This is a genomic window from Streptomyces sp. ITFR-6 (assembly GCF_031844725.1).
Taxonomy (GTDB): Bacteria; Actinomycetota; Actinomycetes; order Streptomycetales; family Streptomycetaceae; genus Streptomyces.
This window is the reverse complement of the sequence record NZ_CP134612.1, coordinates 5193192-5205863: the sequence shown is the minus strand read 5'-3', so window position 1 is coordinate 5205863 and position 12672 is coordinate 5193192. Positions and strand designations below refer to the sequence as shown.

General features: G+C 69.2%; 17 protein-coding genes and 1 tRNA gene. 3 read left to right on the top strand and 15 right to left on the bottom strand.

The features are described 5' to 3' along the window. Positions 1–117: 117 nt before the first annotated feature. The 12 genes from RLT59_RS23715 to RLT59_RS23660 form a co-directional block, all read right to left on the bottom strand. Positions 118–339 (bottom strand): helix-turn-helix domain-containing protein, encoded by a 222-nt coding sequence (locus tag RLT59_RS23715; protein ID WP_311307830.1) that lies wholly within the window; start codon positions 337–339, stop codon positions 118–120. Continuing rightward, complete coding sequence (locus tag RLT59_RS23710; protein WP_311305261.1) at positions 339–689, bottom strand: hypothetical protein; 351 nt, start codon at positions 687–689, stop codon at positions 339–341. The genes RLT59_RS23715 and RLT59_RS23710 overlap by 1 nt, the downstream gene beginning before the upstream one ends. Next, on the bottom strand, positions 686–1207 hold the full coding sequence (locus RLT59_RS23705) for a RusA family crossover junction endodeoxyribonuclease (RefSeq protein WP_311305260.1): 522 nt from the start codon (positions 1205–1207) through the stop codon (positions 686–688). The genes RLT59_RS23710 and RLT59_RS23705 overlap by 4 nt, the downstream gene beginning before the upstream one ends. Further along, complete coding sequence (locus tag RLT59_RS23700) at positions 1204–1806, bottom strand: hypothetical protein (RefSeq protein ID WP_311305259.1); 603 nt, start codon at positions 1804–1806, stop codon at positions 1204–1206. The genes RLT59_RS23705 and RLT59_RS23700 overlap by 4 nt, the downstream gene beginning before the upstream one ends. Further along, positions 1799–2053 (bottom strand): hypothetical protein, encoded by a 255-nt coding sequence (locus RLT59_RS23695; protein WP_311305258.1) that lies wholly within the window; start codon positions 2051–2053, stop codon positions 1799–1801. Before RLT59_RS23695 ends, RLT59_RS23700 begins: the two co-directional genes overlap by 8 nt. Continuing rightward, positions 2050–3060 carry a phage-derived integrase/recombinase RecT gene (locus tag RLT59_RS23690; protein ID WP_311305257.1) on the bottom strand — a complete coding sequence of 337 codons (1011 nt, stop codon included), beginning with the start codon at positions 3058–3060 and terminating at the stop codon, positions 2050–2052. Before RLT59_RS23690 ends, RLT59_RS23695 begins: the two co-directional genes overlap by 4 nt. Before the next feature lie 3 nt (positions 3061–3063). Beyond that, positions 3064–4134 (bottom strand): YqaJ viral recombinase family nuclease, encoded by a 1071-nt coding sequence (locus tag RLT59_RS23685; protein WP_311305256.1) that lies wholly within the window; start codon positions 4132–4134, stop codon positions 3064–3066. Further along, a complete protein-coding gene (locus RLT59_RS23680) occupies positions 4131–4370 on the bottom strand; it encodes a hypothetical protein (protein ID WP_311305255.1) in 240 nt (79 codons plus the stop codon). Before RLT59_RS23680 ends, RLT59_RS23685 begins: the two co-directional genes overlap by 4 nt. Continuing rightward, positions 4370–4525 carry a hypothetical protein gene (locus RLT59_RS23675; protein WP_311305254.1) on the bottom strand — a complete coding sequence of 52 codons (156 nt, stop codon included), beginning with the start codon at positions 4523–4525 and terminating at the stop codon, positions 4370–4372. Before RLT59_RS23675 ends, RLT59_RS23680 begins: the two co-directional genes overlap by 1 nt. After that, positions 4522–4713, bottom strand: a complete 192-nt coding sequence (locus RLT59_RS23670) for a hypothetical protein (protein ID WP_311305253.1) — start codon at positions 4711–4713, stop codon at positions 4522–4524. Before RLT59_RS23670 ends, RLT59_RS23675 begins: the two co-directional genes overlap by 4 nt. Before the next feature lie 121 nt (positions 4714–4834). Continuing rightward, positions 4835–5155: a hypothetical protein gene (locus RLT59_RS23665; RefSeq protein WP_311305252.1), complete on the bottom strand. Its 321-nt coding sequence runs from the start codon at positions 5153–5155 to the stop codon at positions 4835–4837. After that, positions 5152–5361, bottom strand: coding sequence for a helix-turn-helix domain-containing protein (locus RLT59_RS23660; RefSeq protein ID WP_311305251.1), 210 nt, complete (start codon positions 5359–5361; stop codon positions 5152–5154). Before RLT59_RS23660 ends, RLT59_RS23665 begins: the two co-directional genes overlap by 4 nt. 236 nt (positions 5362–5597) lie before the next feature. Between RLT59_RS23660 and RLT59_RS23655 the strand changes: the two genes are divergently transcribed. Continuing rightward, the gene (locus tag RLT59_RS23655; protein ID WP_311305250.1) at positions 5598–6047 is read left to right on the top strand and encodes a helix-turn-helix domain-containing protein; all 450 of its coding nucleotides are present in this window, start codon (positions 5598–5600) and stop codon (positions 6045–6047) included. A gap of 93 nt (positions 6048–6140) precedes the next feature. Here RLT59_RS23655 and RLT59_RS23650 read toward each other — a convergent pair whose 3' ends face one another. From RLT59_RS23650 to RLT59_RS23640, 3 genes are all read right to left on the bottom strand, one after another. After that, on the bottom strand, positions 6141–6599 hold the full coding sequence (locus RLT59_RS23650) for a hypothetical protein (RefSeq protein WP_311305249.1): 459 nt from the start codon (positions 6597–6599) through the stop codon (positions 6141–6143). A 78-nt stretch (positions 6600–6677) separates the two neighbouring features. Next, on the bottom strand, positions 6678–8492 hold the full coding sequence (locus RLT59_RS23645; RefSeq protein ID WP_311305248.1) for a tyrosine-type recombinase/integrase: 1815 nt from the start codon (positions 8490–8492) through the stop codon (positions 6678–6680). A gap of 71 nt (positions 8493–8563) precedes the next feature. Further along, a tRNA-Leu gene (locus RLT59_RS23640) sits at positions 8564–8649 on the bottom strand. A gap of 617 nt (positions 8650–9266) precedes the next feature. On the opposite strand from RLT59_RS23640, the gene RLT59_RS23635 reads away from it, so the two are divergent. Beyond that, a complete protein-coding gene (locus tag RLT59_RS23635; protein ID WP_311305247.1) occupies positions 9267–10037 on the top strand; it encodes an ABC transporter ATP-binding protein in 771 nt (256 codons plus the stop codon). A gap of 103 nt (positions 10038–10140) precedes the next feature. Next, entirely contained in the window at positions 10141–12669 is a 2529-nt protein-coding gene (locus RLT59_RS23630; protein ID WP_311305246.1) for an ABC transporter permease, read from the top strand. The last annotated feature ends 3 nt before the right edge of the window (positions 12670–12672 follow it).

The following is a 12672-nucleotide window of genomic DNA, read 5'->3' as shown; positions in this document are numbered from 1 at the left end:
CACGCCGCACGCCCCACGCCAGCGCCGCCCCGCCGAGGAGCAGCGGCACCCACACCGGGGACGTCGACACCACGGCGTCGGCGACCTCCACGTAGACCACGAAGACGTCCAGCCACGTCATGACGAGAGCCCCATCTCCCCGCGCCACCGGCCCACAGTCCGCTCGGCCATCCCCAGCCGGGCCGCGATGTCCTCGGCGGACCGCCCGGCCTCCGTCATCACGAGGACCGTGCGCCGCTTCTCCTCGTCCGTGAGAGCCGGGCACGCTCCCCGGCACAACGCGGCACGCTCGACAGCGACCAGGTCGATGCCCTTGTCCCACGTCGCGCCAGGGAGCATCACGCCGCGCCCCCTTCGCGGATCCTGCGGTCGGCGAGGTGCCCGCCGGCGAGGCAGCACGGGTAGTCGCACGTCGGCCGCACGTTGCCCTCGGGCTCCCGCCCGTGGTGCCAGCGGAACGCCAGCCGGTACCCGGTCTGCACCTGGCCCCGGAACGAGACGACGGGCGTACCGCGGTGCCCGGTCGCGCCGGTCCAGTGCAGGTGACCGCCCTCCATCGCGACTGTCCGCGCGTTGAACGCGTCCTGCCACGACGCGGCCGACACGGACCGGCCCCGCGCGGGCACCGAAGGGCCCGGCACGGAGACGTCGGCGGCGTCCAGCGCGGCGGCGATCTCCTCGGACGTCACGCCCGCACCCCCGCCTTCCGGCGCGCGGCACGAGGCTTCTTCCCGAGGTCGGAGCGGTCCAGCGACGAGACGTGACGGGCGACCACGAGCACGGTCCGCGGGTTGTCGACGTCCAGCTCGGCCACCCCATACACAGCGGTGATCTGCGCGTCGTCGACCCAGGCGATGCCGTTACCGGCGTCGCACACGTGCTTCAACATGTTGTCGACGTCGATGCGCTGCCGGTCCGGCCGGAAGAACACGCAACCCAGCGCGAGGTTCCCCGTCCACGGTTGCCGGAAGGACCGGCGGAGCTGCCAGGCCGTACGCGTCTCCGCCTGCGTGTCTGCGTCCGTCTTGTACGTCCGCCCCTCCTTCGTAAAGCGGGGACGGGCCTTGCTCGCCGGGTCGCCGGTGAAGGTGATGAACCGGAACTCGGCGCCGCCCGGCGCGAGGGCCTGGGCGAGGAGCTGCGCCCGCGCGTGGTCGGCCTCCTGGCCGCCAGCGGGCAGCAGACTCCCGGCAGTGACCTCCGTCATTCGCCGCCACCGCCGCCCGTGCCCATCCAGCCGGCGGGAGGGGAGACCTGCTTGCGGAATCCGGTGAGCACGAGCCGGTCGTGACTGTCCGCGTGGCAGTTCGCCTCAGCGACCAGCCAACTGCCCGGCAGCGCGTCGATGTTGAGACCGGTGTCGCTGGCGATCAGGTCGACCAGCACGGTCGCCAACTCGTCCGTCCGCCAGGCCGTGACCTCGACCTGAGCCGTGCGCGACTTCATGTCCACGTCGACCACCCGCACCGAGGCGGGCGCACGCGCGTCGTCGAGCGCCGCGAGGTATGTGTGCCCGAGCGGGGTGATCGCCGGGAGGGCGTGAACGAGTTGACCCAAGCCGCGCAGCTTCAACTGCGGGAACAAGCTGTTGGGGTCCTCCACGGGCCGCCAGGCCGCGGTGCGCTGCGTCGTCTCCGCCGAGCAGGGGCAACCGTCCACCGTCGTCCGGTGCTCGTCGGTCGTCGACCCCGCGCACCGCCTGACGCTGTTCCGGCCCTTCTCACACAGCGCGGCCGTACAGCAGCCGCAGCGCGAGCAGTCCGCCTGTGCGGGGCGGACGTACTCGGGTCCGAAGGATTCATCCACGGGTCGTCTCCTCTGACGTCGTTGTCTCGGGGATGGGGGTGGTGGTCTTGCAGGAGTGGCAGCGGCGCCCGCCGGCGTCGAGGACGTGGGGCATCTCGCGGCCCTCGGCCGGACACCAGGCGAACAGCGGTCCGCTCCGGAATCCGGCGGCCGGGGCGCCCTGGCGGCGCGAGAGGACCCGCGCCGCCGGGGGCAGCAGCCTGGCCGTGACGAGCACGGCCAGGCTGCTGAGAGACAGGTCGGTCACCGACGGGCGCGCCTCCGCCCGGTGCGCGCCGCCCGGGTCTGCCGCTTCGGCTGCGTCCGCTTGCGCGGCAGCGGCCGGGTGCGCGTCTCCTGCGGGTCCTGCGACTCCTCGGCCCGCTCGTGGGCCTCGTCCGCCTCGGCCTGGAGGTGGGTCTCCTCGGCCGGGGCGTGGACGACCTGAACCTCACCCGAGTCGCCGGCGTCGTCGGCCTTGAGAAGGGCGACCAGCTCGGCGGACATCGGGACGACCTTGTGCAGGCGCCGCAGCGCCGACTTGGCCCACATCTTGTCGAAGTCCGTGTGCCAGAAGGAATCGGCCTTGCCGGGCTCCTGTGCCCGCCGGTACGCCTGGCTGTACTCGTTGCGGATCTCTTCGGCGTCCTCGCGGTTCAGCACGATGACCTGGGAGCGGGCGCCGGACGCCATCCAGCAGAAGGCGTAGGCCAAGAGCGCCGGGCCCCGATTCCTCTTGGACGCGGTCAGGGCGGGCTTGTGGGTGAAATCCAAGGGCGACGGCGCGGAGGGCTCGTAGTTCCACTCGTCGCCCTCGTGGATCATCCCGACGTGAACCGACCCGACCCGGCCTGAGCGGTACATCAGATCGACGTAGCCCTGGGCCATCGGCACGAACACGGCCGTCTTGCCCTCGCGCTTGATGACTGCATGGCGGCCGTCCGGCACCAAACCGAACCGGGCGCAGGTCAGGAGCGCCTGACGGAGCGACGCCGGGGTGCACCGGATCAGGCCCGGAAGGGCGGCCCGCACGGCGGACAGGAACGCCTTCACGTCGATGTGCGAGGGCAGTGCCCGCGTGAAGTCGTCGCCGTACTTCTCCAGCCACGTCAGGGCCTTGTCGGCGACGTCGTCGCCTTCGGCCTGAGCCGACGTGTGCAGCTGGGCCGGGACCGCCCCCTTCGTGTCCTCGGCGAGAGCCTGCACGGTCGCGTCGGTGGCCGGCTGCTCTACGGTCGCCGCGCGCACACGGTCTTTGAGAGTTGAGAGAGACATGGGTCAGATTCCCTTCGCGGGGACGATGAGGCGGCGTGCGCGGAACTTCTCGTACGTCTCGGACTGCTCGGCCTTGAGCCGGTCGACGTCGAGCGCGGGCAACATGTGCGTGTACTTCTCGACCAGGTCGGGGTGCGCCTCCGCGAACTTCTTGCTCGCGAAGGTGCCGTTGCCCTTCCACGTCCACGCCGGCTTGCCGCCCGACTTCGCAACCTCGTTCTCGGCGGTGAGGAGCTTCATCTCGTTTTCGACGAGCCGCAGTTCCTCGTCGATGGCCTTCGCCCGTGCCTTGACCTCGGCGTGCCTGGCACGCAGCTCCTTGGCCTTCGCCACGTCGATCTCAGCGATCGTCTCCGCCTTGACTGACCAGAGCTTCGCCAGCAGGTCGGTGGTCGCCTCCAGGCCGTCAGCCGGGGGCTCAACCCCCTCGACGATGTGGCGCTCGAACCAGCGCCCGCAGTAGTCGACGAGGTACTCGATCATCTCCTCGTCGCGCTCCAGGCGGACCCAGCGGAGCTTGTTGCCGCCGACCAGCGCGGCCACGAAACCGTGGTTCCAGCCGCCGACGGCCATACCCCAGTGGCACTGAATCGCGGGGGCGTCGGGGACAGCCCCGTTCTCCCACTGCTCCGCCTGGTGCTCGGACCTGTTCTTGCACTCCAGCACCCCGGACGCCGGGCCCGGCTGCTCGAACGTGTAGCGGTCGACGTTCACCCGCTGCCACGGCCGGTCGACATGCACGAGCGTCCCGGGCGCCTCGGCCGTCGTCACACCCGACCGCTTCGTGAACATGTGGGCAATGAAGTCCTCGATCTCCGTGCCGATCTCGGTGTACTCGTTGCCCTCGAAGGTGCTGCGGCCGTGCTTCTCCTCGAAGACGTGGCGCGGGCCGGTGTACTTCCCGGCCAGGCCAAGGATTCCGGCGACGTCGGAGCCGCCGATACCGCCACGGCGGACCTCCAACCACTCCTCGCGGGAGGCGTCGGCGGGGAGCAGGAGGCGCGCGGTGGGGGCATCAACCAGTGCGCCACCGGTCTCGTCGGTCAGGTCGAACAGCGGGGTCACGGTCGTCACTTCGGGTCCTTCCGGAAGCAGTTGAGACGGCGGATGCCAGCCATGGCCTCGATCTCGGCGGCGAGCCGGACCGGGGCGGTGGCGTTCCACGCCGAGGTGGCGACGTCGTCGCCCTGGGCGATGGCGGTCAGCGTCCGGGCCATGCAGGCCCGGAACCGCTCGGGCTCGCTGCTGGACGCGACCCGCAGCCACGCGACGTCGCCGACGGGCAGCTGGTTGAGGAGAAGGTGGTCCATCAGCAGCCACCGGCGCTCTTGCGTTCCGTGCCCGCCGACTCGGCGGTCTGCCGGGGGAGCGTCGACAGCACGCGCCGCGCCCGGTAGTTGGAGGGGTGACGCAGCGGAGCGCACAGGGTGCAGGTCCGCGCGTTGTGGGTCTGCTCGTTCTTCACGACTCACCGCCGGTCCGCTGGCCCGGGATGTGCGCGGGCGGGTCGACCTGGAGCAGGTCCGCGCAGTGGCGGCAGCCGGCGGGGGTGTGGGTCTCCTCCGGCGGAGCGGTCGCGACGCGGTGAGCGACGATCGAGGCCGGGATCAGTACAAAGAGCGCGATCATGGCGGCGAGGATGAGAGCACTCATCGGGCTCCCCCGCCGTCGGTAACATGTGCGTTCACGAGTTCCTCAGTTCACTGGTTGAGGGGCTTGGGTTGGCGGGGCTGGCCGGAACCGGGGCAAACGGTCCGGGCGGCCCCGTTGCACGTCAGACGCGCTGTCGGCGCCGTGACGGTGCGATGTCGGCGAGCGCCAGCGGGGGCGCGTCGCGGAGTGCCGTTCCGGCGCCAGCAGGGCGGACGCGGAACAGGTTCTTGATCTCCAGCAGCTCGTCGGCGTCGAAAGCCACGGCCGCGCCGATCTTCTGGTGCGGGAGCTCCTTGAGGTTGTCCTCAAGGAACCGCGGGAAGCAGCGGAGCAGTTCGGCGGCCTCGGCGAGCGAGTAGTTCTGGAGGCCGGGGATGGCGCCGAGGCGCGGGATCCCCGGGAGCATCTCGGCAGTCTTGATCGACTGGCTGGCAAGGCTCATGCGGCTTCACGGACCAGATCGTCAAGGCTGATCTCGTACACGGCCCTCAGTGCGACGAGCGTGTTCAGGCTCGGCGTGGTACGGCCTCCGACAAGGCGCCACATCGTCGAGTCCTCCACGCCGATGCGCTGGGCGATGTCGTTGGGCGTCTTCTGCCCGGCCGCAGATGCCCTCGCGAGAAGCAGATCGGTTCGTAGGCGCAGCACAGGACCACCTCCCTCGGTGTGCATGCATGCACGGTTGCATGCATGCATGCACGTTAGCACTTGCATGCATGCATGCGGTCACCTAAAACGTGGCTTCCTGGTGCGTGTTTTCTAGTGATGTGCGCCCGCGCACCCCCTATTCGGCCTGCGGGTTCATCGATTCTGCGCCTTGACCTGCGGCAATGCATGCATGCACGCTCTGTTCGCGTGCTTGCATGCACGTTAAAGTCGAAGACATGAACACCCCCGCCTCGGAAGCCGCCCAAGCCTTCGGCCGATTTTTCGCCGAAGGCGCAGCCAGGGCCGGTTACGACCTGACCTCCGGTGCGGGCGGCCGCAAACGGCTCGCCAAAGATGTGGGCATGAGCCCGTCCGCCATCAGTCGGACCATCGAGGGCGTGACTCTCCCCCGCCCCTCACAGATGGAGAAGATCGCCAGGGTCCTCAAGATGGACCTCCGGACGACGCTCGTCCAAGGCAAGGTCATTTCGGGTGAATATTGGACTGACGAGAATGAACCGCCTGTACGCTCGGCTTCGCTCACCCCAGAGGACGCGGCGGACGAATGGGGCATCACCGACCCCATGATTCGCAAGATGCTCATCAGCAACGTCGAGCAGGCAATCCGCCTCCAGCAGGAAGCGGAGGCGGAGGCCGAAGGGGGCGGGGCTGCATCTAGGGGGTAAATCTTGCTAATCCAGAGGTGCCGACTCACCGGACAGATCGTCCTGCGGACTATCACTCTGGGGACCACTATCTACGGCGGCCAACTTGGCGCCTCAGGGCTCCGTCACCGCGACTGGATCCGCGCCGTAGGCGGAACCACAATGCTGACCGTCGGCGCGATCATCGGCGCCGTCCTCCTGATCCGGCGCTGGCTGATCCGGCACAGTTCCTCCATCCGCAGCGACCTTGAAGCGCTCAGCGCCGAGCGCCGCGCGCTGGAGGCTCACGCACGCCTGGTCGAGCGACAGACCGAGACCAATCAGCTCCGCATCGAAGGCGTCCAAAAGCGGCACGATGACTTGCTCAGCGAGTTGAGCCGCGAGCGCGGCCTGCGTCTGGTTGCCCAGCGTGAGCTCCTTGAGCTCGCCGAGGAGCACAACCTCCTCGTCCAGGAAACCCTGCAAGCTGGAGCAGACCGTTTCACTCGCGACGCGGCGGCGCGCGGCAGTTCCCCCCAGGCTGCGACTAGGCAGCGTGCCCGAATCCCGGGTGCGGCGGCTCGTGGAGACCACGACCGCCTCTAAGCATCTCGGCGCCCCAGACACGCGGAGAGGGGCCCCGGATGTCCGGAGGCCCCTCTCCGCCCAGGGCTACCCAGAGACCGGCTGCGGTTCCTCCTGTCCAGCGGCAGGGTTGAGAGCGCACACCCGAAGCGCGTCTGCACGGGCCTGCGCGAACGCCACCTGAACCGCCTCCGGATTCACCCCCCACGCCTCTGCCTCCGTGTGCCCGTCAGGCCGCCACTCCGTCCGGCTGACCGCCGGGTCATCCGTGAACAGGTCCTCCCACTCCCAGACCCACCGGCCGGCCGGAGCGTCGGCTTCTCCGGCCGGCACAATCTCCGCCCCGTCTGCCCGATAGAGGGCCAGCCCCATGCTCCACAGCCACACGCGCTCCGGGACGTACGAGTGGAGCGCGTTCTGCCCACCCGGCATCCGCTGCCACCACGCCCAACTCCACGTCTCCAGGCGTCCCGTAAGGCCCGTGTCGAGGCTCCACTGCTCCAGGACCGCCACGGCGTCGTCGCGCTTGCGGAAGCCCTGCACCACGGCCTCCAGATGGATTACGTAGACCACCTGGCCCAACTGTGTCTCGCCACCTTCCAGGACACCGCTCGACGGGCGGCCGCCACCCAGCGACCTCTCGATGTCGTCCATGGCGTCGTCGTCGGCCTCAGGCAGCAGGTGCCCGTACGTGTCGCTGGTCGTCTTGATCGACTCATGCCCGAGTCGCCGCTGCACGTACGTCAACGACCGCCCCTGCGAGAGGAGCACCGCAGCGTGAGAATGCCGCAGGTCGTGCGGCGTCGGATTCTTCTCCGCCGGCAACACACCGTCCTGGTGCGCCCGCTTCACAGCCCGCTCCCACCGGTCGTAGAAGCTGCTGTAGTGCAGGCGCGCCCCCGCGTCATTCGTCCAGAACAGGTCGTCGCGCCCGAGCTGGTGCTGACCCAGCTCCGTAAACGCGTCAAGCACCGTCGGCGAGATCCGCAGCGTGCGCCGGCCTCGCCGCGACTTCGGCGTCCCGAGGTAGTAGCCGCCCTTCCCATCCCGCTTCCACGCCCGTCGAACCCTGGCCTTCGGCTTTCCGGGATCTGCGAGAAGCACGCACATCGGTGCCAGGGCCGTCAGTTCGCTCCACCGCATACCCGTCCCGTATTTCACGATGGCGAGCAGCTGGTCGCTGCGGCGGGCCAGATGGCCGATGATTCCCGCGACCTCTTCCGGAGTCAGGAACTCAATGTCCTCCCCGTCCTCCGCGCTCGCGCCGTCATCGTCGGTGCGCGGCAGCCTGGTCAGCTTGCACGGGTTCCGGCCCCGCAATGGCGGCTCCGCCTTGACCGCCTCCTCCAGAATGCTGGACAGCAGCCCGTGGAGGTTGCGGATGGTCTTGGGGCTCATCTTGCGGAGCTTCGGCTTGCCGTGCTTCGGCATCTGCCCCTTGCGCACCATCGTCTGTTCCAGCTGCCTCACCCACGGCCGGATGGTGTCCTGGCTGAAGTGCTCGGCCGACCGGATGTCACACTCCGCGAACGTGGGGAAGATGTACGTCTCCAGCTCCTTCCGGATCGAGTTGCGGTAGTGCTCCTCGATGCCGGTTCGGTCCTTGACGCTCAGCAGTGCGTACTCGCGGAACCGGTACTTCGTCGCGCTGTCACCGCTACTCACCGTCGTGATGTAGCCCTGACCCTTGATCCAGCCCGGCGGCCACTGTTGCTCCGCCTCGTTAACCGCATCCCGAAATACTTCAGCAGACGGTTCGTCATCGAAGCGCTCCGTCTGCCAGTCCCCGTCCCGGGCGCCACCCAGGCGCCACTTCACCTGGTAGCTGGTGACCTCGCCGGCCTCGTTCTTTCGCATCACGATGTACGCCATATCGGGACCGTAGGGCAGCGGTGCGCCCATGGTGCGCCCAACGCACGAAAGAGGGGCATATGGAATCAGCCGTACTTGCAGGTCAAACCGCATGATCGCGGTGGTGCCCGGAACCGGACTCGAACCGGTACGCCCCCGAGGGGCAGCGAGGTTTAAGCTCGCCGTGTCTGCATTCCACCATCCGGGCTTGGCGCGGCTCTGCGTTGGCACATGACCCTATCCGGGGGGCTCTCCCGATCACCCGAACAGTGGCTCGATGTTGTCTTATTTTATTGACCGCTTGAGGGTGCGTCAGCACACCCGAGAGGCATAGTCACACGCCTGGCCGGGTTGTGAGCGCGGCGACCGGCAATCCGAATTGACGTGAATTCGCCGCACCCACACAGCCGATTCGCCAGGGGCACGCCACTGATCGCCAGGGGCGCGCCACCCCTGCCGGCCGGCGGGGTCGTTCACGCGGCGCGGGACGGGGTGCCCACCCGCGGGTTCAGGATCCGCCGGGGCCCCGTCTGTGATCATGAACACGGTGCCGTACCCCCTCCAAGCGGCGTCCCCGTCTCGGGGGCGGTGTCATACCGCAGGAGGACGCGGACGCCCTTCGGTGCGACTCAAGGCGGCCCCTGGAACGGGCACCGGGAGTGACGATCCGCGGCGAAACGGCGGAGACGATGGAGCAGTGCCTCCGAGGAGGGCGCCGCGTCCCGCGGTGCCTGCCTCAGGGCCCCGGACCGAACGGTCCCCGGATCAATCGGTCCCCGGACCGAACGTCCCCCGTCCCGTACGCACCCCACCCTGGAGCCTCCCGTGACCACCATGACCACCGCTCACCGCGCCACCGCGGTGGCTGCCCGCGCCACGGAACTGTCGAAGGTCTACGGAGAGGGCGAGACCAAGGTGACCGCGCTGGACCGGGTCACCGTGGACTTCCCGCAGGGCGAGTTCACCGCGATCATGGGCCCGTCGGGTTCCGGCAAGTCCACGCTGATGCACTGCGTGGCCGGTCTCGACAGCTTCAGCAGCGGATCGGTGCGGATCGGTGAGACGGAGCTGGGGTCCCTCAAGGACAAGCAGCTCACCCAGTTGCGACGGGACAAGATCGGATTCATCTTCCAGGCGTTCAACCTGCTGCCGACCCTGACGGCGCTGGAGAACATCACGCTGCCGATGGACATCGCAGGCCGCAAGCCCGACCAGGACTGGCTGCACAAGGTCATCGAGATGGTGGGGCTCTCCGACCGGCTGAAGCACCGTCCCACCGAGCTCTCCGGCGGCCAGCAGCAGCGCGTCGCGGTGGCCCGCGCCCTGGCCTCGCAGCCGGAGATCATCTTCGGTGACGAGCCGACCGGCAACCTCGACTCGCGCTCCGGCACCGAGGTCCTCGGCTTCCTCCGCAACTCGGTGCGCGAGCTGGGCCAGACCGTGGTCATGGTGACCCACGACCCGGCCGCCGCCTCCTACGCGGACCGGGTCATCTTCCTGGCGGACGGGGCGATCGTCGACCAGATGATGCACCCCACCGCGGACGGCGTGCTGGACCGGATGAAGGCGTTCGACACCAAGGGGCGCACCAGCTGAGCTGAGCCCCGGGCCGCAGCCTCGGCCCCGACTTCGCACCGCCTCGCGCCGTGCGACGCCCGAACCGTGCCCCTTTCCGGAACCCCTCCCCCAGGACACAGCCATGTTCCGTACCGCCCTGCGCAATGTGCTCTCGCACAAGGCCAGGCTGCTGATGACCGTCCTCGCCGTGATGCTCGGCGTGGCCTTCGTCTCCGGCACCCTGGTCTTCACCGACACCCTCGGAAACGCCTTCCGCAACCAGTCGGCCAAGAACTACGACGACGTAGCCGTCGCGGTCACCACCTACGCCGACCAGCGCGACGCGGAGTCGCGCGGCGTCGACGCCGCCACCCTGAAGAAGATCCGCGCCCTGGACGGGGTGGAGAGCGCCACCGGCCGGGTCTCCGGCTTCGCCGGGGTCGCGGACCCGGACGGCAAGCTGATCGGCAACGGCTGGTCCAACACCGGCGCCAACTTCGCCCCGGGCAAGGGCGGAAAGGACGCGCAGTACGCCTTCACCGACGGCACCGGTCCGACCGCTGACGGCCGGATCGCCCTGGACCGGGACACCGCGAAGAAGGGCGAGTACAAGGTCGGTGACACGGTCCGGGTCGCCACGAACGGTCCGGTGAAGGAGTACACCCTGTCCGGGGTCTTCACCACGGAGGACGGCGCGGTCAACGCCGGCGGCAGCCTGGTCCTCTTCGACACCGACGTCGCCCAGAAGCTGTTCCTGCGGCCCGGCGAGTTCCAGGACGTCTCCGTCACCGCCGCCCCCGGCGCCTCCGACCAGCAGGTGCTGGCCGCGGTGAAGCCGCTGCTGCCCGAGGACGCGGAGGCCAAGACCGGCAAGGTGCGCGCCGACGAGCAGGCCAAGGACATCGAGTCCGGCCTCAGCAGCCTCAACAAGCTGCTGCTCGGCTTCGCGGGCATCGCCCTGTTCGTCGGCGTCTTCCTGATCGCCAACACCTTCACCATGCTGGTCGCACAGCGCACCAAGGAGCTGGCGCTGCTGCGTGCTGTCGGCGCCTCGCGCCGCCAGGTCAAGCGCTCGGTGCTGCTCGAAGCGGCCGTGGTCGGTGTGATCGCGTCCGTCATCGGCTTCGCGCTGGGCATCGGTCTCGCCATCGGGCTGCGCTCCGCGATGAGCCTGATCGGCGGCAAGATCCCGGCCGGTCCGCTGGTGGTCGCGCCGAGCACGGTCGTCGCCACCTTCGCCGTCGGCGTTCTGATCACCGTGCTGGCCGCCTGGCTGCCCGCCCGACGGGCCGCGAAGATCCCGCCGGTCGCGGCGATGAACAGCCAGTACGCGGTGGCCACCGTGAAGTCCCTGGTGGTGCGCAACTCGATCGGCGCGGTCATCACCCTGCTCGGCGCGGCGGCGGTCGTGGCCGGTGCGGCGCGGTCCGGGAACTCGGCCCAGGCCGCCATCGCGGCCGGTGCCTTCCTGGCGCTGATCGGCATCATCATCCTCATCCCGCTGCTGTCCCGCCCGGTGATCGCCCTGCTCCGCCCGCTGCTGCGGCGGCTGTTCGGGGTCTCCGGCAAGCTCGCGGCGCAGAACGCCGTGCGCAACCCCCGGCGCACCGGTGCCACCGCCTCCGCGCTGGCCATCGGCCTGACCCTCGTCACCGGCATCTCGGTCCTCGGCGTCACACTCGGCCAGGCGGTCGACCGGATGACGACGGACAACGTCAGGGCCGACTACATGGTGTCGATGGCGAGCGGGGACTCGCTCGACGAGTCGGCGCTCACCGCTCTGGAGAAGGCTGACGGCGTCACCGCCGTCTCCCCCCAGCAGTCCGTCTGGCTGACGGTCGGCAAGGCCAATCTGTCGGCGTCCGGCGTCACCCCCGGCGATGTGCAGAAGGTCTTCAGCATCGACACCACCTCGGGCTCGATGGACTCCCTGGGCGGCGGCACGATCGCCGTCTCCGAGAAGACCGCGAAGTCGAACGGCTGGCGGACCGGGGACAGCGTCCCGGTCACGTACGAGGACCACAAGAAGGAGAACCTGAAGGTCGGGGTGCTCTACAAGGACAACGAGTTCCTGTCGCCGGTCCTGATCCCCCGCGAGAAGGTGGCCCCGCACGAGGGCCGCGCGGACATCCGCGAGATCTGGGTGAAGACGGACGGCGGCGCGAGCGCCGCCAACGAGAAGGCCGTGGTGGACGCGCTGGGTGACAACCCGGGCATGAGCGTCATGGACCGCCAGGACATCCGGGACATGTTCGGCGGCACCATCAACCTGATGATGAACATCATGTACGGGCTCCTGGCGATGGCCCTGATCATCGCGGTGCTCGGGGTCGTCAACACCTTGGCCATGTCGGTGTTCGAGCGGCAGCAGGAGATCGGCATGCTGCGGGCGATCGGCCTGGACCGGCGCAAGGTCAAGCGCATGATCCGGCTGGAGGCCGTGGTCATCTCGGTGTTCGGCGCGCTGGTCGGTATCGGGCTCGGCCTGTTCCTCGGCTGGGCGATCGGCAACGCCGCCTCGTCCTCCATCCCGCAGTACGCGCTGGTCGTGCCGTGGGGCCGGATCGCGCTCTTCCTGCTGCTGGCCGGACTGGTGGGGGTGCTGGCCGCGATGTGGCCGGCCCGCAACGCCGCGAAGCTCAACATGCTGACGGCCATCAAGACCGAGTAGCGC

What these genes read in the sequence shown, in the direction of transcription:
- RLT59_RS23670 (WP_311305253.1), bottom strand. Translation starts at nt 4,713, where the DNA reads ATGAGTGCTCTCATCCTCGCCGCCATGATCGCGCTCTTTGTACTGATC.
- RLT59_RS23705 (WP_311305260.1), bottom strand. Translation starts at nt 1,207, where the DNA reads ATGACGGAGGTCACTGCCGGGAGTCTGCTGCCCGCTGGCGGCCAGGAG.
- RLT59_RS23680 (WP_311305255.1), bottom strand. Translation starts at nt 4,370, where the DNA reads ATGGACCACCTTCTCCTCAACCAGCTGCCCGTCGGCGACGTCGCGTGG.
- RLT59_RS23690 (WP_311305257.1), bottom strand. Translation starts at nt 3,060, where the DNA reads ATGTCTCTCTCAACTCTCAAAGACCGTGTGCGCGCGGCGACCGTAGAG.
- RLT59_RS23645 (WP_311305248.1), bottom strand. Translation starts at nt 8,492, where the DNA reads ATGGGCGCACCGCTGCCCTACGGTCCCGATATGGCGTACATCGTGATG.
- RLT59_RS23655 (WP_311305250.1), top strand. Translation starts at nt 5,598, where the DNA reads ATGAACACCCCCGCCTCGGAAGCCGCCCAAGCCTTCGGCCGATTTTTC.
- RLT59_RS23715 (WP_311307830.1), bottom strand. Translation starts at nt 339, where the DNA reads ATGCTCCCTGGCGCGACGTGGGACAAGGGCATCGACCTGGTCGCTGTC.
- RLT59_RS23665 (WP_311305252.1), bottom strand. Translation starts at nt 5,155, where the DNA reads ATGAGCCTTGCCAGCCAGTCGATCAAGACTGCCGAGATGCTCCCGGGG.
- RLT59_RS23630 (WP_311305246.1), top strand. Translation starts at nt 10,141, where the DNA reads ATGTTCCGTACCGCCCTGCGCAATGTGCTCTCGCACAAGGCCAGGCTG.